The organism is Ralstonia sp. 1138 (assembly GCF_040544795.1).
GTDB classification, from domain to species: domain Bacteria; phylum Pseudomonadota; class Gammaproteobacteria; order Burkholderiales; family Burkholderiaceae; genus Ralstonia; species Ralstonia flatus.
Genome location: NZ_JBEPKQ010000001.1, coordinates 101,265 through 119,870, shown reverse-complemented (window position 1 = coordinate 119,870; position 18,606 = coordinate 101,265). Strand labels below are relative to the sequence as shown.

Below are 18,606 nucleotides of genomic sequence, written 5' to 3'. Positions count from 1 at the left end.
GCCGAAGGCGCAGCGATCGCATCACTTCTGCAAGACATCAACATGGCTTTGCTTTCCGCGATTCGGCTTTAAGAAGGTGACGCGTTTCTATGGCCAGTCCAATCACGCTTTTTCTGGCACCCACTTTAACGGTTCCTCTGGCCCAATCCCGTCTTCTCTACGCGGCCGTCCGCAATCGCTGTTCCATTCCTTCGGGAACGTCGGCCAGGTGCACAGACGCTCAGCCAGGCAATGCAGAGGCGCCCACAGAAACGTCGCCAAGAATGTGAGCTGCGTTTGCGCGGAATTCTCGCCGCGACCACCGACACGATCCAGTACGCGCGAGGCCGACAACTCCGTTTCCTCAAGATGCTGACTCGGGGTATGGAAGCCTTTTCGCAGCCATTCGTATTCGGTCGGGACCGGCACCTTGTCGATGCCCTCTTCCATGAACGTGCGGATGTACTGCCACAAACCTTCTCCAGCCAGCTTGGGGCCGACCCAAAGAACCTCCTCGCCCTTGCGTTCGGGGTCGCTCGGGTCCAACGGCGGCCAGTACAGCACCAGGCCACGCAGCCCAAAATAGCCTCCACCTGTCTCCTGCCTGCGCTGGCGAGCGAATTTGTCATCAATCTGGTCTGGCCGCATGTCACGTGGTGCACACCAACTGGTATGCGCCCTGACGCGATCCCAGTCCAGAACGACGTTCCCGCCATAACGCTGCGGACGCACCACATACACTTTGCGTGTGGTGCGATTGAAGCGATAACGCGGTCGCAGCAGCGTGAAATAGTTAGGCGCAATCTTCTCTGGCCAAAAGAGAGACAACACAAATCCCATGACTCCTGTCATGCCGGCGCCGATCAGCATGGAGATGTACCACCCGCTGGAAAACACGGGGTCCATCGTGGATAGCAGCATCCAAAAGAACAAACAAACACCGAGCGCAAGCCATAACAAGCCCACCGCCATGAACTCAACAGAGCGATCTTCCTCGCCCATATTGGAGAGTTCGATGAAGTGCTCGTTATGATCGAACAGCGTACGCGCCCATTCCAAGCTGGGCTTAGCATCATCCTTGCGGCGCTCCTTGGGAGCGTGCAGCACGGTGTACCGATTGATATCAGCCAGGAATTCGACGGCCTCCTTCCTGCCATGCTTCTTTCGATGCACGTGGAATGCCGCCTCACAGTCGAACATGTCTGGACTCTAGGCGCTCGTCAACAGTGTTTTCCAGAGAGGCTTTCCACCGCAGAGGTTCCTCTGGCCCGATGCCGTTCTCGCGGCGCTTCTGGCCACAATCGCTGTTCCACTCTTTCGGAAACTTCGGCCCCAACGACCACCGCAAGGACTGCACCGCCGGACAGCCAGAGCCACCGAGGCCCAGGGAACATCGCATCCAGCATGGCCTTGTCACTTTGCTTTAGCGTTTCCTTGACGCATGCCTCGGCGTGGTGCTGCACGGCTACATGCAGTTGCCCAACCGCCTCAATGCGAGCGGCGTTACCCGCGAAGCCGGCTTGTGACATCGACAACGTTTCCATTTCCTCTAGATCTGAGTCGGACAGGATGTCTTCTGTACGCAGCCAGATCAGGGCTTCGCCTGTATTGGAGTAGGGCTCGTTCGGCAAGGCATCCAATCTCTGGCGGGCGAGATCATGATGTTCTTGGCTGACGAGTTTGTCGAAGAGTAGCCGGTCAAGAATTGGTGTAGCAGTGATGGGCATGCGGTACGTGTTGGAGGGAATCACGCCGGTTCAGAAAGAGATCCGTGTCCTGCTGGCGTTACACTTTTCTGGCGTCCAGCGCAACGGCTCTTCTGGTCCAATCCCGCTCTCGCGGCGCGTCCTGCCGCAGTCACTGTTCCACTCCTTGGGGAAGGTTGGCCAATAGCACAGCCATTGGCCTAGGGTATTGAAGAACAAGAATGGTGCTGGAAGTAAGCGTTGGAGCCAGTTCAGTTTTGCCCGTGGATCGGGTTCACCAAGTAGCTCAGCTTGGCGCAACTCCGGGTCCATTTCCTCTTCCCAGTAGTACTGCCGCATCGAACTGCGCCCTTTGCGTCGGTAATGGCTGGCCTCGGGCTTCGGCACGGCATCCATACCTTCTTCCATAAAGCGGCGAATGTATTCCCAGTCGCTAATGCTCGAATGCCATTGACCCACCCATAGCAATTCTTCGCCTGTGCGCTCGGGGTCCTCTGCGTCCAGTGGTGGCCAATAAAGCACCAAACCGTACTTCATCATGACGCCACCCTTGCCGGAAATGCGCGCCTCACGCAGCGCCGGGTCATGTTGAAACCCTGGGTGAAATACATTGTCTGGAGCAGCGCACCAATTCGGATGTGCTAGCACGCGATCCCAATCGAGGATCACGTTACCGCCGAACTGGCGAGGGCGGAGCACATAGACTTTACGCGTAGTGCGGTTGAATCGGTAGCGTGGGCAAAGTGCTGTGAACAAATGAGCGCGCAGTAAGAAGTACCAAGATATGCCCGCAACAGACCATACTCCGAGCAGCAGGAACATGCCCGCAAAGATCGCCCATCCTTGCGCGAGGCCGCCCCATCCAGCACCATCCCTCCACGCAAATATGGTGTCGTACAGCACACTCGGCGCCAGATAGCATCCAACAGGCAACAGAAGCATGAGGACAGGCAATAGCACCATGCTAACCACCGTCCGATCCCCTGTCGGTCCGCCCCACTCGATGAAATGCTCGTTGAAGTCGAACAATTGGCGCGCGTTCAGATACGGCACATCTGCTTGCTCTTTGGGGCCATACAGCTTTGTGTATTCGTGAATGTCCCCAAGAAGCTCTACCGCGATTTTCCTCCCGTGCTTTCGGCACTCATGAGCTAGCTCAAGCTGCGGCTGAAACAATTTCAAGCTCCTTTTTTTGCATCATCAACTGCCTCGTCCAGCTTGCTCAGCATCTGTGTCTTGCTCTTGTGCGGCGATGGTTTGGTAAACCACTGACTCCAACTGCCATCGGTATTGTCCTCTTCCCTACGGAAGGGCTGGGCGCGGAACCAGTCCTGCCATAACTTGGGCTTGAGCATTTCGATGGCGACGGTACTGACCACAGTGATGACAATGCCTACCAGATTCAAGCGCACAACAAGAGTGGCATATCTGAGGGTAGTCATTGCGATAGCTACACCTGCAATTGCAAAGCTACCGCCGACCCCTCTTACGAAATACGCTGTGGCAAGGAGCTTTTGGTCGTCCTTCAAGGACCGCCATCCATCAAACACGTCCAACCCCACCATCACCGTCGCACCTGCGATGGTAAACCGCCCGGCCGCCTGCCTGAGCTTGAGCAGTTGTTTGATCGCCACCGCATCGAGCTTTGTGCCCTGAGCAAACGGCGCCACCGTAATCTCGGCTCCCTTGACCTCTGTCACCACCGTCTTGAACACCATCTCTTCGCACATGGTGGTACGCAGGTCTCGGAAGGTACCGACCAGCGTCAGATACTGACCCGTGGTTTCCATTGCCGTCCGAGGATCCATCTTGATGCCCGCCTTGGCTGTACCGCCCACCAACGTGCCGAAGGCATCAGCGATGAAGAGCAGACCGCTCACGCGCATTTTGCCCACGATGCTCTTGGTGCCGCTGCTTTCCACTGCCTTGTTCAGCTTACGTTGCAGGCTTGCCGCCTCGGCTTGCCACTCGCGTGGACCGCCCACACCGACCTTGGTGGTTAGCGTCGGATTCTTGGCAAGAATCTTCTCTACCTGCTCTTTGCGCTGGGCAAGCAACAGTCTTTGCGCATCGGTGCCAAAACCCTGCGCGAACGCCAGCGCCCGGGCGCCCAGCAAGGTCTTTTCCTTTTCAGTGCCGCCTGCGCGCGCGGCTACCAACGTAGCGGCTGCAAACAGCACAGAGGACCATCCGGCACCGGCGGCCGCCTTGATGGCCGACTGCACATCATTGGCGGCTTTGAGCCGCTCACTGACGGTCGTAGGCGGTTTGTCATACAGCTTGTTCATCTTGTCGGCGGACTTGATGACCTTGCCCCAGCCGCTCACCATCGAGATCATGGCGTCCAGTTGCTTGAGTTCGAGTTCAGCCGGGTCGCGCTGCTGTGCGGCGTTGGTATTGGCTGCGGCGGAGAAGTTCAGCTTCTGGCATGCGTTGTATATCTCGCTGCTCACCGCCTTGCTGTTGCAACCAACCACGCGAGCTACGAGATTGTCGCGCGCGTAAGTGAATGGGTTCTTGGCGCCCAGATAGCGTCGGCCCGTGTTGGAACTGTCCAAATTCATCAGCGCTATTGACAGGTGGAGTGCAAAGTTCTCGCCGTCGCCACCCAGGTCGGGATCTTTGCCGTTGTAGCGTTCGAGCACGCCGCGCATGGCTGCCGCATCCAGCCAGGCGATCAGATCGTGGCTCAGGGCGTCTAAGCGTTCATCCAGCGCTTTCAGTTCCGGCTGGAGTTGCTCCTTGTTGAAGGCGTCGATCTTGGACTGATCGAACAGTTTGCGCGCTTCAGTCAAGGTGTTCTTGGGGTCCGCTACCTTGCCCGCATCGATGTCTGCCTGCTGCTTGCTGATTCTCGCGTCCAGCCGTGCAAGCAGTTCAGCCCGAGCTTGATCCGGGCTGATTGAGCGATACGTACCGTCCGGCTGACGCTCCATTCTGCTCGGCACAAAAAGGTTGTGATCGCTGACCAGCTTGCGGTGCTCCTTCAATGCTTTAAGTTCGGCATTTTGCGACTGTGTCAACCCCTGCTTCATGGCACCCAGCAGGTTCTCGATCGAACCCGCAGCAGAAACTAGCCAGCCATTTGTGAGTTTGGGGAAGTCGGTGAGCGGCTTGACTGGTGCGCTATTCATCCACAACTCGTAGGGCGCAGCCATCAGTGGAAGACACATCGACAGGGTCTGCGCGATGCCGATGGGATCCGCGCAGGCCACTACTGCCCCTTTGTTCTTTTGCAGGAATTCGGCCATCTGCTTGAGGCGCTGGCCATGGGCTTGGTCGTAACTGGGCCCCTTGCGATTGACGACGGTTGTTAGCTTGTTGCCGGTTGGCACCTTGACGCCCATCATGCCGGCGGTGCCTGGCGCATCCTCTTCTTCATCATATTCAACAGCTTCCTCCCAATCCCCCCAACCGCGCTCAATAGGGTCGCTGCCCATGAGGCCGAAGAACTGCCCTTCAAAGGCATCTCGAACGACTTGGTTTCCTAGCGCCGCAAACTCCGCCACCTGAGTGGTGAGCCTATCGGGCGTGCAGGTGTGATACTGCGAAGTGGACCCGTTAGCCCATCGGGCAATATCAAGCTTCTGCATGTATTGATCTCGCTTGGGCTCGATCTCATCCATCAGATGCTTGTAGTCGATGACGTCAGGGTGGAACAGGTAATGCAATTCGGTGACGTTCTTGGCGTCAGGAATCCATACCAGGGAGTTGTTTGCCTGACGTGAATCGCGCGCACACGCCACCTTGGCTTGCGCCGTCTCCGGTTGCGAAACTGTGAATTGCGCAAGGTAACCATGCGGATGCACCGCGAAGCCCCACCATTGTGGGGCGCGGTAGGCGGGATGACTGAAACGGACATAGAGATAGCCGGCACGCAGCATCCGCACGCCATACACCGCGGTCTTGATGTCCACGCCGCCCGGCTTGTTTTCAAAGGGCTTGACGGGCGCCAGCTTTCGCAACGCCGCCATGCCCTTGTCCTGAGCGCTGTAGGCGGCCGCGTAACGGGTGAAAAGAATCGGCAGGCCCTCGCGGCTGCAATTTGTACAAGGTTTTTCACACGGCATGGTCGGTCAGCTACGGCTACGGTCTGGATGGAGTTGGGTGCTTAGCCACGCGCTTGCAAAACGCAAGCCAGATTGACTGCGCATCTGGCTCAGAGTGTGCTCAAGCGCGGCGCGGTTCGGTGCGTCATCCCAATTGCGTGCGTGGGCATGGGTCGCGCCCGCTTCGCCGGGAAGCAGCCACGACACCTCGATGAATGCCTCTAGATCCTGGCCATCGAGCCCAAGGCGCTGGCCTCGAGCAATGGCGGCAGACATGGCTGCCCCATCGGGCTGCTGCGTGGTGGGAACCTTTGCGCTGGCGAACGCCGCCCAACTCTGATTCCCCACGGGCGCCGAATGCGCCACCCCCCACTGCCCCATGTCCATCAGTCGGTTCACCATCAGCGTTTCCGTCTGCCCGTCCGGCACCATCGTCCGCTCGGCCTTGAACCAGGCGGGGATCGGCGCGGCGACGCTTTCCGTCTCGACGAGATCTTCCATCGCCCACGGCCCCCAGGGTTGGGACAAGGTCCACCATGCTTGCACCGCGCCTAGCCACATGCCTTGCTGTGCGGCGCTCAACTCGGGCCAAACGCGCTGCATGACGCGCGGGTCTTGGTAGCGGAACACTTTCGCTCTGCGGCTTTGCGGCGGGTATTGAAGCCCGAGCATGCGCAGGTATTGCGCGACGCAGGCGGCAGAATCGGCGCTGAACAGCACGGCGCCCAGGTCCTGCCGCACCAGCCGTTGGTGCGCTTGCCTGCTGGCGGCCTCCAGGAGAGGCGCCAGAGTGTCTTGTGCGTGTGCTTGCTCCAACGTGTCGCTAGTGCCGTCTGGCAAGGCACTGTCTGGCACCGGAACCACGCAGGGGGCTTGGTCTTCCCGGCCGGCGTAGAAGTCGTCGGGCACGGCTGCGCGTGCGGCGGCGGCTTCGGGCCATGCTAGAGCAATGGAAGCGGCCAACTGGTTACCTTCCCATGCGTTCAGCAGCAGGTAGGCGCGTAGGGGGCGGTCTCCCGGCTTCTGTTGGCGTTGCAAGGCGTGGTAGCCAGCGGCCAACTCCTTGCTCCGTGCCACCGCATCGGGGTGTGGCATGCTTGGGTCTGCGCTTGCTGACGTCAATAGCGATGCTTCCAAGTCCGCCAATATGCGATTTGTCATGCTGTCGCTCTAAAGGCTCAACGCGAGATCGAACCCGTGCCACTCGCCGCAGCGCTGCTTTCCTGCATGCCGCATCCTTTCAGATTGCCGCTAGCCAGCTTGTTATCCACTCCCGCGCCCCCCGGCCCCACAAACCGATGCCCCGCCCCCTTGAACGTCACCATCCCCGGCGCATGCAGTTCAATCGTGCCGTTCGTCACCTTGATCTGCGCACCGGCCGCATTAACGAGCACGTGCTGCTTCGCCTCCGCCGTCACGTTGCCTTGCGTGGAGGCGACCGTCACGGCTTTCTCGGCCACGAGATGAGTCTCGCCCTTGAGGCTCGAAAGCCCGACCTTGCCGCTTGCGGCATGCATTGCAATGCCCGGTGTGGCATCCCCGGCTTGCCCGAGCGACTTGCCGTGCGCGTAGAGGCTCAACCCCTCGGCGACCGCCACTGAGAGATTGCCGCCCGCGGCGACGTTGGTGTCTTGCTTGGCGATCAACGTGGCTTGCGTGCCGGCAACCAGCACCGCATCGGCCGGCGTCGTGCTGACGATGCCTTTGGGCGCCGAGACTTGCAGATGCGGCTCGCTGTAGGCAACGGCCTGCGCGCCTTCACCGGCGCTTTCGGCGTGGCGCAGCACTTCGGTGGTGTGGCGCAGTTGCTTGAGCGCGGGGAGTTCCTTGGCGGCAGGTTCATCGGCCAGGCCGGCTTTCTGCTTCTGTGCCGCGTCGGCGAGGGATTCGGCGAGGTCGCTCACGGCTTCGATCTGGCTGGCGGCGGCTTCGCTGTCCTGCAGAGACGCGCTGGTGCCGGCACTGTGGGCGGTGAGCAGCAGGCCGGCGCCGGCGCGCACGGCGCCGCTGTCGTCGGTGGCGAGCGCTGCTCCGTGGCCTAGATCGGCCTGCCGCGCGCTGTCGATCTGTTCCTTGTGATGGCCGAGCACGAGGCCGGTCGCCGCCTGCGTGGTGCTGAGCTGCGTGCGGCCTTGTCCTGCGGAATCATCAAAGACGAGCTGGTTGTAACCCGACGAGCCCGACTGGCTGCCGGCCAGCGCCTGCGTCTTGATGCCGGACAGCACGGCGTTGTGGGCGTAGGCGCCCTGGCTCTTGCTGTCGCCGGCAAACCAGGCCGGCGCGTTGCCAGTGGCGCCGGCTGCGCCAGCCTGGTTCTGGTTGTATTGCGCGTCGGTCTGGCCGCTGCCGTTGTACGCGGCGCCCACCACGACGGGCCGATCGATGTCGCCTTGCAGGAACTCGACCAGCACCTCCTGGCCGACGCGCGGCAGTGCCACGCCGCCCCAGTTCGGACCGGCCACGGGCGCGGTCACGCGCACCCATGCACCAAGGCCGGCGCTGGCACGCGCGTTATCGTCGCCAGCCGGATGCGATTGGCGGCTGGCCGACCGAGCGCCGCGTTGCCAATGAAATTGCACCTTGATGCGATGGTCCCGGTCGGTATGCACGGGCCCTTCCGCACCCACCACCAGCGCAGTCTGGCTGCCGTTGACGGTCGGGCGTGGATGCAGCGCACGGCCCTGCTCATCGCTCTGCTGCGGGCGCACGGGCACGTTGTCGCGCACGACGGTGAAGTGGTTGCGATAGAACGGCGCGTCGTCACCCGTGCCGTGGTTGCTGCCTGCAGCGAGCACATCGCTGCCACGCAGCATGCCCAGCGTCTCTGTCAGCACCTGGCCGAAGCGGTCGTTGAAATTGTTGCGCGCCTGGTGCGTCACGGCCAACACGGCAAAGCGCTGCTCGCCATCGTCGTGATCGAAGTGATCGAGCAACTGGAAGCGCGTGCCGGTCGCCAAGGTGCGGGCCGTACCTTCGCCGTCGAACTGCTTGTCGCGCAGCTCCAGCGCTTCCATCATCAGCCGCGCGACGCGCTGCGCCTGGTTGTTGTCTTCAAACCAGTACTGACCAGGGTAATCGGTGTCTTGCAACGTCAGCTGCGGGCCGTCGTTGCTTTGCTGCTGCGCCCCGAGTTGCGCCGTGCGCTTGGCGTTGGCGCGGTAGTCCCAACTGGCGATCGATACGGCATTGGTCTGCCAACGGCGGGCGCCTTGCCAGCGGTCGATCACGTCCTCTGTGGCCGCGGCATCTGCGCGGCCAAAACGAATGCTGGCCTGTTTGTTGTCGGCAAAGACGTCATTGGAATCTGCAATGACCATGCGGTGTACGCCCAGCGCATCGCCGTCCTTGGCTTCGTGCTCGAAGAAATAGAACAGCCCTTCTTCGGCCAGCAGCCGCGTGACGAAATCAAAGTCGCTTTCGTCGTATTGCGTGATGACGCTGCGGCGCGTGCAGACCGAGCTGTCGCGCAAAGCCCAGCGCCAGGCGGGCACGAGGCGGCCTTGGCCCTGGTAGTCGCCAAACAGGCTGTCGATCACCTCGATGACCGACATGTCCTGGAACAGGAAACTGTCTTGCCGATGGCGCAGGAACGCCAGCCAAGGTTCGATCACCAGCCGATAGCGCACCAGGCCGCCGTTGGCCCCCACCTGCTCGAAGCGCGTGACGTGGCCATGAAACGGCCGCAGCGCGCTCCGGCTCTGCTGTGTCAGCAGATCCAGCCGCACGGGCTGGCCGAGCAGCTTGGCCGAATCGATGTCAGCGTTGTCGGACAACGCCGTGAGTTCCAGCCGGAAGCCGCCTGCGTCGATGTGCTCGGCTGCATCCGCCTGTTCGGGCAGCAGGACGTTCGGACCCAGCGGCGTTTCCAGGCGCAGCAGCCGGTCGGCCTGGGAGAACGATGCACGTAGCAGGTTTGCCAACTCGGTCGGAGAGACCATGATGTGCTCCAGCGAAGCGACTTAGTTGATGCGGTACTTGAACTCGCCGTTCTTGCCGACGCCGACCTTGATCTTCTCGACGCTGCCGCCCTCCGCCATGCGCGTCAGCACCGACTCGGCAATCTGCGGCAGCAGCGTGCCGTTGAGGATGTGATCGACCGCGCGGGCGCCGGCATCGACTTCCGTGCAGCGTGCGAGCACCGATTCAACCAGCGCGTTGTCCCACTGGAACGTCGCCTTGTGGTTGATGGCCACGCGATCGCGGATACGGCCCAGCTTGAGCGTGATGATCTCGGCCAGCACATCGTCGGAAATCGGGTAATACGGCACCACCTTCATGCGCCCCAGGAATGCGGGCTTGAACGCCTTGTAGAGCGTCGGGCGCAGCAGCTCTGCCAGCGCATCGGCGTCGGGCAGTTCTTCAACCGGCTTGTTCAGGCAGGCCTGCATGATGGCCTGCGAGCCGACATTCGACGTGAGGATGATGATGGTGTTGCGGAAATCGATCGGGCGGCCTTCGGCGTCGTCCATTTCACCCTTGTCGAAGACCTGGAAGAACATCTCCAGCACGTCCGGGTGGGCCTTTTCGACTTCATCGAGCAGCACGACGCTGTACGGGTTGCGACGCACGGCTTCGGTCAGCACGCCGCCTTCGCCATAACCGACATAACCCGGCGGCGAGCCCTTGAGGCCCGACACGCTGTGCGCCTCCTGGTACTCGCTCATGTTGATGGTGATGAGCTTGCGCTCGCCGCCGTAGAGAATGTCGGCCAGTGCCAGCGCGGTTTCCGTTTTACCGACGCCGGACGGGCCGGCAAACAGAAACACGCCGCGCGGCTTGTTCGGGTCTTCCAGATTGGCAGTGGCGGTGCGCACGCGCTGCGCGATGGCATCCAGCGCGTGGTCCTGTCCGATCACGCGGGCGGCCAGCAGCGGCTTGAGGTTCAGCACCGTGCGCAGCTCGTCCTTGACCATGCGGCCCAGCGGAATGCCCGTCCAGGCCGAGACGATTTCCGACACGACATGGCCATCCACCTGCAACGGGACCATGGGCGATTCGCCTTGCAGCGCGCGCAGCTCGGCGAGCAGCTTGGCCAGCTCGTCCTGCTCGTCCGCCTTGTCGGCTGCACGCTTGCGCTTGGGGATCGACACGACGTCGCTGTTGGCGGCCACGGGCAATGCGTCTTCCTCGCCGGCTTGGGCGGTACCGCTTTCCCGCGCCTCGCGCAGCGCCTGAATGCGGGCGACCAGCGCGCGTTCCTGCGCCAGACGTTCGGTGTTCTGCGCGACGCGTTGCTCCAGCTCCGTGCGCTGCTCGTTCAGCGCCTTCAGGCGCGCGTCGTGCTCGGCACCGGCGCTTTGCTCGCGCTCCAGCGCGTTGATCTCGCCTTGCAGGCGTTCGAGCGTTTTCTGGTCGTCTTCAATCGCGCCGGGCGTGGCGCTCTGGCCCAGCGCCACCTTGGCGCAAGCCGTGTCTAGCACGCTGACAGCCTTGTCCGGCAGCTGGCGGCCGCTGATATAGCGATGCGACAAGCGCACGGCCTCGGTAATCGCCTCGTCCAGAACACGCACGCCGAAATGCCGCTCCATCAGCCCGGCCATGCCGCGCAGCATGGCGGCCGCCAGCGGCTCGCTCGGCTCGTCCACCTTCACGACCTGGAAGCGGCGCGCCAGTGCGGCATCTTTTTCAAAGTATTTCTTGTATTCGCTCCACGTGGTGGCCGCGATCGTGCGCAGTTCGCCGCGCGCAAGCGCAGGCTTGAGCAGGTTGGCCGCATCGTTCTGCCCTGCCTGCCCGCCTGCGCCAATGATGGTGTGCGCCTCGTCAATGAACAGGATGATCGGCTTCGGGCTCTTCTTCACCTCGTCGATCACGTTCTTCAGGCGGTTCTCGAATTCGCCCTTGACGCTGGCGCCCGCCTGCAGGAGCCCCATGTCGAGCGTGCGCAGCGTCACGCCCTGCAGCGGCGGCGGCACATCGTTGGCGGCCACGCGCAGGGCCAGGCCCTCCACCACGGCGGTCTTGCCTACGCCCGCTTCGCCGGTGAGGATCGGGTTGTTCTGGCGACGACGCATCAGGATGTCGATCACCTGGCGGATCTCGGCATCGCGGCCGATGACAGGGTCGATGCGGCCATCGCGCGCGGACTGGGTCAGGTCTACCGTGAACTGGTCCAGCGCGGGTGTGGACGTCAGCGCCGCGGCGGGCTTGCCGCCTTCGCCTTGCGTAGCGTCTGCGCCGTCGTCGGCAATGTCCACGGCCTGCTCTTGCTCGTCGGAACCGGCGGTCAGCCGATCGAAGTCGTGCTTCAGGCGGTCGGCTTCAATCTGCCCGAACAGGCGCGAGCCCCGTTGCGCGAGCGCCGACAGGCTCGGCTCCGTCAGCAGCGCCAGCAGCAGATGGCCCGAGCGGATGCGCGTGATTTGCGAATCGAGCGAGGCAATCAGCCAACCGTGCTCGAACAGCTTCGGCAGGTACGGCGAGAACGCCGGCGTGCGCGTATTGCCGGTCTGGAAGCGGCCGATCTCGGCCTCCAGGTCACGTTGCAGCGCGACCAGGTCGATGCCGCTGGCGCGGGCCGCCACGGCAAAGTCGCTGCGGCGGTTTTCCAGCAACGCCAGGAACAGGTGTTCGAGATCGACCTCGTAATTGCCGCGCGCCATGCACAGCGACGCGGCACGCTCGGCGGCTTGCCGGCTCGTCGCATTCAGCTTGGTGATCAGCGTTTTGAGTGGGATGGCCATGGCGGCAGCGCTCCGGAAGAATCGATGAATGTGTCGGTATCAATGCAGCGGCGCGAGGGTGTATTGCGCATCGCTGCGGTCCTGCTGCGCGGGGCGGGAACACAGGAAGGTGTCCCAGCCCAGGCGCCCGTCGTTGCTGTTGTCCAGCGTGCTGCCGGTCACGTCCTGCTGGCGCAGGATCAGCTTGATTTCGAACTCCAGCGTGGTGCCGCACAGGATGGTCAGCATCTTGCGCAGCGCCAGCGCGCCGGAGGCACCCGGCAGGAAATTGCGGTATTGCGCACGCTTGAGCGGCCCGACCCACAAGCGCACGCGCAGGTCGCGCTGCCACACCCGCGCGCCGGCCAGCGCCGTGGCGCCCAGCACGTTGTTGGTGCTGCCCAGCCGCGTGTACTGCGACGCCGGCACGCGATACCACCCGCCGACAAACTGCTCCACCCGCATCGGCGCCTGGAAGTAATCCGACAGCACGCGCTGCAGGTACGCCGCAGACACCGGCCGATGCCGGATCGCCGTGGCATAACCGGCCAGCGCTTCGTCGAGGATCGGCCCCGGCGTGGTGGAGAGATCGCGGCGCAGCGTCTTGTCTGCCGCCCCCGCCAGCGATAGCAGCAGCGGCAGGTAATGCTTGTTGCTGTCGACTTCGTACTGGAACGGCAGGCGGTATTTCTTCCACGCCAGGTAGAACAGCGCCGTTGCCCGGTTCGAGAAGATGTCGAAGAACGCACGTGCAGCGCGGTCGCGCCAGAGGCTTTCGCGTTCGGCCACGATTTCGGTGTAGCGCAAGGGCAAGGCGCCCTGCCCGCCCAGCATGCCGAAAAACGTGGGCGTGATCGCCAGCGAATCGAGCGCGCCCTCTTCCAGCGCGGCAATGAACGCAGCGTCGGTTTCGAGCATCTCGGCGGTAATGCCTTCGGCCTCGATGTGCTGCAGTTCGCTGGGCGGAAACGACAGTGACAGCGTGTTGCGAAAGCTCAGGCGCGTGGCCAGCGCCTGCTCGGGCGCCATGCCGCCTTCGCGCGCGAACAGTTGCTCCAGCAGGCGCACGGCCTGGAAGAACTGGTACCGGTGCGGCTGCTGGAGCAGCCGCCGGATCACACCAGGATCGATTCGCCGCTGCGGGGTGCGCATTTGACCAATTCCTTGCCGGTGCGGCGCGAGACCGCAATCAACTGCACAAAGCTGTTCATGTGGACGTACAGGCCGAAGAAGTGGTCCAGCACACGGATGAACCGGTGCATGCCGGTGCCCACAAAGGCGTCTTCATCCAGCGTGAGCCGCACCTCCAGGCCGCGCACGAAGGTGGCGAACGGCTTGCCGGCCAACCACTGCGTCGCCGGTTGGTAATCAAGCGCGACGATGCCTTCGATCTGCCGCGCCGAGATCGCGTTGCGCGGCAGATCGTGCAGACGCAGCATCTCTTTCAACGTCGGCAACCCGTTCTGCACGAGCGACAGATGGTTCAGCGCCAGCAGCGAGATCAATCGCCATTGCGCAGCGCGCCCGCCGCCAAACCGCATCGACGGCGTGGGCTTGCGCAGGAAAGTGATGTTGCGAGCGATGGAACTGCCTTCCATCGACAGATCGCCATCGGGCTGACCAAACGCCAGTGTCGAAGGCAAGTCCCGGTTCGTACAGGTGACGGTCAGGCTGAGCGTGTCCGTCTGCGGGCTGGCGGGGTCGAACTGCGTATCAACGATGGAAATTTCCGTTTCGAAACCCGGGCTGCGCTGCGCGATCAGCTCGTTGCGGCGTGCCAGCCAGTAATGCCCCGCCCGGCCGGGTTCCTCGCCGTGATGCAGCGAGTAGAACGGCCGGAACTCCGTCACCTTCTCGTGTGCCGTGGTTTCACGCACCAGCTGCACGTTGTCGATGGAGTAGATATCAAAGCCGTGCGCGCGCCGGCTGTCGGCCACGACCGGATAAGCGCTGGCCGTATGTTCGATGCGGATTGGGTCGGCCTTCTGTTGGAACAGATTGACCACGGGCGTGCAATGCAGGCGCAGGTGCTCCGGCTGCAGGTTCTCGAGCAGGCGCGCGGCGTGCGAATCGCTGCGCACGTCCTTCAGCACCAGATGCAGCGTCAGGCGGCGCACCGGCACACCCGGCGTCAGGCCGCGTCGCAATGCGGCCAGGTCGATGTCGAAGAAGTTGAACTTCTCGGCAAAGCTGAAGTGCTCGGTCAGCAACCGATAGGCCGGGTGCGAGCGTGCCGGGCAATCGATCAGGGATTCGTCTTCGCTAAAGCCGACTTCGTGCAAGGGCACGGAAATCAGGCGCTTCCAGACGCCGGCGCGCTCGGCTTCCACGTATCCGGCTGCGGTGTGCAGGAACAGCGCATCGCCCAGCGCCGCCACGAAGGACGGCTCGCCGTCCATGTAGACGCGCAGCTTGTCGATCGACAGCGATTCAAAACCGCCGCGCTCGCCCACGTATTCGAGCGTGATGGCAATGGCGCCTGTCGCGCCTTTGGGCAATTGCACGGCGGCCGGCGCCGACACTGCGCGCTCGAACGTCGCGCCGGCCACGCGCACCGGCGCAAACGTGACGTCGTATGCGGTGCGGAAGCGGCATTCGACCTTGCGCACCATCCGTGTGGTGAGGAACGTGCCGCGCGCAATCGTGACCGGCGCGCTCAGTTGCGCAGCTACTCCGCGCACGTCGAAATGCGCTACAGAACACGACGGAAAGGGCCGCAGGTAGTGCGGATACAGCACCTCCAGCAGCGCCTCGGTAAATTCGGGGTAGTCGTCGTCGAGCTTCTTGCTGACACGTGCGGTCAGGAAGGCAAACGATTCGATCATCCGTTCGACATGCGGATCGTCGCAGCCGTCGCCCGACATGGCGAGGCGGCCGGCGATCTTCGGATACCGCTCGGCGAAGTCGCGCGAGTACCGGCGCAGGAAGGCCAGTTCTCGTTCGTAATAAGGCAGCAGCTCTTCCATTCTTCGTGGCGGTCCGGTGGCGGTCCTGCGGGTGCTTCAGCGTGTTGCGGGTGGTGCGTTGTGCAGGTCCGTGCAGTCTCAGCCGCGTCCGCGTGACACGGAATACCGCAGCGTCGACGGTTGCAGCATGGCGTCAAAACTCACGGGCTCGCGTGCGGGCCCCACCAGCAGCACTGCGCTGATCCCAAAGCACAAGGCATTGGTCGCGCGTTCATTGATCTCCAGCGACACATTCACATGCTGCAGTCGCGGCTCATGCCGCTCGATCGCCTTGGTGAGCGACTGGCAGATGTAGTTGCGGTCGTAGAAACTGGCCAGGCTCAGGCCGGAAAAATCGTTCAGACCATACGTGAGCAGCGACCGCTTGCATTCGGGCAAGCCGTGCAAATCCTCTTCTTCCAACACGATGCGCGTGTTGAGCAAGGATTCAATATCGCGTGCCACGGTGCTCTTGAGTTCTTCCAGCGAGAGCTGGCGCAATGCCGTGGGCATGGGCGCGTGCGGCTCGTCGTCGAAGAGCTTGTCGAGCAGGCTGGGTTCGAAGCCTTTCATATGCTGCTAGAAAACAAGATGCCGCAGCACGGCGGCTGCGGCTCTTGTCATCAGGAGAACACCAAACGTTAAACCGAGTAGGTCTTGTCGTTCTTGGTGAGGCTCCAGGCGCCTTGCGAGTTGCCACCTTGGCCGCCGGCGCTCTTTTGCTGCGTGTACTTCCACTGCACAGCGGCGTAGCGCAGGCTGAACGTGTCGGTCGGGATGCCCTGGGCGACCACTTGCGAATCGACTTCGCTCAGGATGGCGTTCTTCAGCTTGACTTCGAGGTACTTCACGCGGTTGCCTTCGCCATCTGCGCGGAAGAATTCGATGGTCACTTCACCGAAGGTCGTGCCGCCCGAAGCGTGCTGGTACAGCAGCGGGCTGACGACGTCCAGATCCTTCGTGAAGACCATGTCGCGGTGCTCGCAACGCTCAGCCGTGTGGCCGCCGGCGGTCGAAGCCGTGGCCGAACGCGGTTGGCTGATGGCCTGCGACCAGCTGTTGATTTCGATCCAGTCCTTGTGATCCTTGTCTTGCGACTCCCCCTTGATTGCCGGGCTGTCGAACTTGACGTAGATATCCTTCATACAGAGACCCTCTTCAATAGATTGGTTGTTGGTACTGCAACGGGTAACGAGCGTAACGGGTGGTTATGCCCGAACATTCCCCCCCGGGGAGAGTCCGGTCAGGAATTACGAGTTGGCCGACTTGGGAAGATCCGCCACGAGGCGCAGCGAGATCGACAGTTCATCGAGCTGGAAGTGCGGCCGCAGGAACGCCACCGAGCGATACGTGCCCGGCTTGCCCGGCACTTCCGCCACCTGGATCGACGCCTCGCGCAGCGGGAATTGCGCCTTCTGTTCTTGCGTGGCGTTGTCGTCCAGCAGCACGTACTGCGAGATCCAGCGGTTCAGGAACGTCTCAACGTTCTTGGCCGAGGCAAAGCTGCCGATCTTGTCGCGCATCATCGCCTTCAGGTAATGCGCCACGCGCGATACCGAGAAGATGTACTGCAGCTGCGCAGACAGCACCGCATTGGCGTTTGCGCTGTCGGAGTCGTACTTCTTCGCCTTCTGCGCCGACTGTGCAGCGAAGAACGCGGCGTAATCCGTGTTCTTGCAATGCACGAGCGGGATGAAGCCAAGGTCGCTCAGTTCCTTCTCGCGGCGGTCGGTGATGGCGATTTCGGTCGGGCACTTCAGTGCGATCTCGCCGTCGTCGGTCTTGAAGGTGTGCGTCGGCAGGTCTTCGACCAGGCCACCACCTTCCACACCGCGGATGGCAGCGCACCAGCCGAAGTCGTCAAACGCCGCGGTCAGGCGCGCGCCGAACGCCCAGGCGGCGTTGCACCACAGGTACTTGCTGTGATCGGTGCCGTCGACGTCTTCAACAAAGTTGAAGCTCTCGACCACGGTGCCGTCCTTCGGGTTGTACGGCAGACGGCCCAGGAAGCGCGGCAGCGTCAGACCGACGTAGCGCGAATCTTCCGAATCACGGAACGACTTCCACTTGGCGTATTCGACCGTGTCGAACACCTTGGCCAGGTCGCGCGGCTTGCCCAGGTCGGCAAACGATTCCAGGCCCAGCAGCTCCGGCGACGACGAGGCGATGAACGGTGCATGCGAAGCCGCAGCCACGTGCGCCATCTGCTCGATGAAGTACATGTCTTCGGGCTGACGCGTGATTTCGTAGTCGCCGATCAGCGCGCCGAACGGGGCCCCGCCGAAGGTGCCGAATTCTTCTTCGTAGACCTTCTTGAACAGCGCGCTCTGGTCAAACTCGATGGCGGTCTTGAAGTCCTTCGTCAGATCGCGCTTGGTCGCGTTGAGCGCCTTGATCTTGATCGTCTGGCCGGTGCTCGTTTCCTTGACGAGGTAGTGCAGCCCGCGCCAGGTGGATTCCAGCTTCTGGAATTCCGGCGCGTGCATGATCGCGCTCAGCTGCTGCGAGATCAGGCGGTCCAGCTCGGCCACACGTGCGTCGAGCGTGGCCGACAGGTTGTCGGACACCACCACGGTGCCGCTCAGCACCTGGCTTGCCAGCTCGCCGATGATGTCTTTTGCGCGTTCACGCTCGGAGTCGGACTTGGCGACGCGGCTTTGCTCGACGATGCTGTCGAGCAGGCTCACCTCTTCCGCAACCGAGGCGCCTTGCGCAGCGGATTGGTTCTCAAGCATCCTCGCCCCCGTTTTGCTTGGCGCCCAGCTTCTTCGCGTTTTCGGTGTTCTTCAGCACTTCAGACAGCAGGTCTTCCAGCTTGTCGTTACCGGCCATCTTGTTGCGCAGGTCAGCCAGCTTGGAGCGCGCCTCGAGCAGCTTGCGCAGCGGCTCGACCTGCTCGACAACGGCTTCGGGGCTGAAATCCTCAAGCGAACGGAACTTCAGGTCGACGCCAAAGCGGCCACCGTCTTCCGTCAGCGTGTTCGGCACCTGGAACGCCGCGCGCGGCTCCACGCCCTTCATCACTTCGTCAAAGTTGTCGCGGTCGATGTTGACGAACTTGCGGTCGCGCAGCTTGGGCTGCTGCACTTCGGATTGGCCCGACAGGTCAGCCACCACGCCCACCACGAATGGCAGTTCCTTCGTCTCGATTGCGTCGCCGATTTCGACGTCATACGTCAGCTGCACGCGCGGCGGACGCACCTTCTGCAGACGCTTCTGTACGCTTTCTTTCTTGGCCATCACGTTCCTCCAGGAATGCGAACCA

The 18,606-nt window shown here is 62.4% G+C and carries 13 protein-coding genes; all 13 read right to left on the bottom strand.

The features are described from left to right. Positions 1 to 102 precede the first annotated feature (102 nt). The 13 genes from ABIC76_RS00530 to tssB all read right to left on the bottom strand — a co-directional run bounded on the left by ABIC76_RS00530 (position 103) and on the right by tssB (position 18,581). A complete protein-coding gene (locus ABIC76_RS00530; protein ID WP_354532596.1) occupies positions 103 to 1,179 on the bottom strand; it encodes an MFS transporter in 1,077 nt (358 codons plus the stop codon). Between the two features lie 20 nt (positions 1,180 to 1,199). Continuing rightward, positions 1,200 to 1,706, bottom strand: a complete 507-nt coding sequence (locus tag ABIC76_RS00525) for a hypothetical protein (protein ID WP_354532595.1) — start codon at positions 1,704 to 1,706, stop codon at positions 1,200 to 1,202. A 30-nt stretch (positions 1,707 to 1,736) separates the two neighbouring features. Continuing rightward, on the bottom strand, positions 1,737 to 2,867 hold the full coding sequence (locus ABIC76_RS00520) for an MFS transporter (protein ID WP_354532594.1): 1,131 nt from the start codon (positions 2,865 to 2,867) through the stop codon (positions 1,737 to 1,739). Next, positions 2,864 to 5,755, bottom strand: coding sequence for a T6SS effector BTH_I2691 family protein (locus tag ABIC76_RS00515; RefSeq protein WP_354532593.1), 2,892 nt, complete (start codon positions 5,753 to 5,755; stop codon positions 2,864 to 2,866). Before ABIC76_RS00515 ends, ABIC76_RS00520 begins: the two co-directional genes overlap by 4 nt. A gap of 6 nt (positions 5,756 to 5,761) precedes the next feature. Next, complete coding sequence (locus ABIC76_RS00510) at positions 5,762 to 6,829, bottom strand: DUF4123 domain-containing protein (protein ID WP_354532592.1); 1,068 nt, start codon at positions 6,827 to 6,829, stop codon at positions 5,762 to 5,764. A gap of 83 nt (positions 6,830 to 6,912) precedes the next feature. Then, on the bottom strand, positions 6,913 to 9,672 hold the full coding sequence (locus ABIC76_RS00505; RefSeq protein ID WP_354532591.1) for a type VI secretion system Vgr family protein: 2,760 nt from the start codon (positions 9,670 to 9,672) through the stop codon (positions 6,913 to 6,915). 21 nt (positions 9,673 to 9,693) lie between these two features. Then, a complete protein-coding gene (tssH, locus tag ABIC76_RS00500) occupies positions 9,694 to 12,417 on the bottom strand; it encodes a type VI secretion system ATPase TssH (protein WP_354532590.1) in 2,724 nt (907 codons plus the stop codon). Positions 12,418 to 12,456: 39 nt separating this feature from the next. Beyond that, the gene (tssG, locus tag ABIC76_RS00495) at positions 12,457 to 13,548 is read right to left on the bottom strand and encodes a type VI secretion system baseplate subunit TssG (protein WP_354532589.1); all 1,092 of its coding nucleotides are present in this window, start codon (positions 13,546 to 13,548) and stop codon (positions 12,457 to 12,459) included. Next, positions 13,512 to 15,362, bottom strand: a complete 1,851-nt coding sequence (gene tssF, locus ABIC76_RS00490; RefSeq protein ID WP_354532588.1) for a type VI secretion system baseplate subunit TssF — start codon at positions 15,360 to 15,362, stop codon at positions 13,512 to 13,514. The genes tssG and tssF overlap by 37 nt, the downstream gene beginning before the upstream one ends. A gap of 78 nt (positions 15,363 to 15,440) precedes the next feature. Next, positions 15,441 to 15,914, bottom strand: coding sequence for a type VI secretion system baseplate subunit TssE (gene tssE / locus ABIC76_RS00485; RefSeq protein WP_009241814.1), 474 nt, complete (start codon positions 15,912 to 15,914; stop codon positions 15,441 to 15,443). 68 nt (positions 15,915 to 15,982) lie between these two features. Next, positions 15,983 to 16,486 carry an Hcp family type VI secretion system effector gene (locus tag ABIC76_RS00480; protein WP_009241815.1) on the bottom strand — a complete coding sequence of 168 codons (504 nt, stop codon included), beginning with the start codon at positions 16,484 to 16,486 and terminating at the stop codon, positions 15,983 to 15,985. A 105-nt stretch (positions 16,487 to 16,591) separates the two neighbouring features. Next, positions 16,592 to 18,076, bottom strand: a complete 1,485-nt coding sequence (gene tssC / locus ABIC76_RS00475; RefSeq protein ID WP_027678926.1) for a type VI secretion system contractile sheath large subunit — start codon at positions 18,074 to 18,076, stop codon at positions 16,592 to 16,594. After that, positions 18,069 to 18,581 carry a type VI secretion system contractile sheath small subunit gene (gene tssB / locus ABIC76_RS00470; protein ID WP_009241817.1) on the bottom strand — a complete coding sequence of 171 codons (513 nt, stop codon included), beginning with the start codon at positions 18,579 to 18,581 and terminating at the stop codon, positions 18,069 to 18,071. The genes tssC and tssB overlap by 8 nt, the downstream gene beginning before the upstream one ends. Positions 18,582 to 18,606 lie beyond the last annotated feature (25 nt).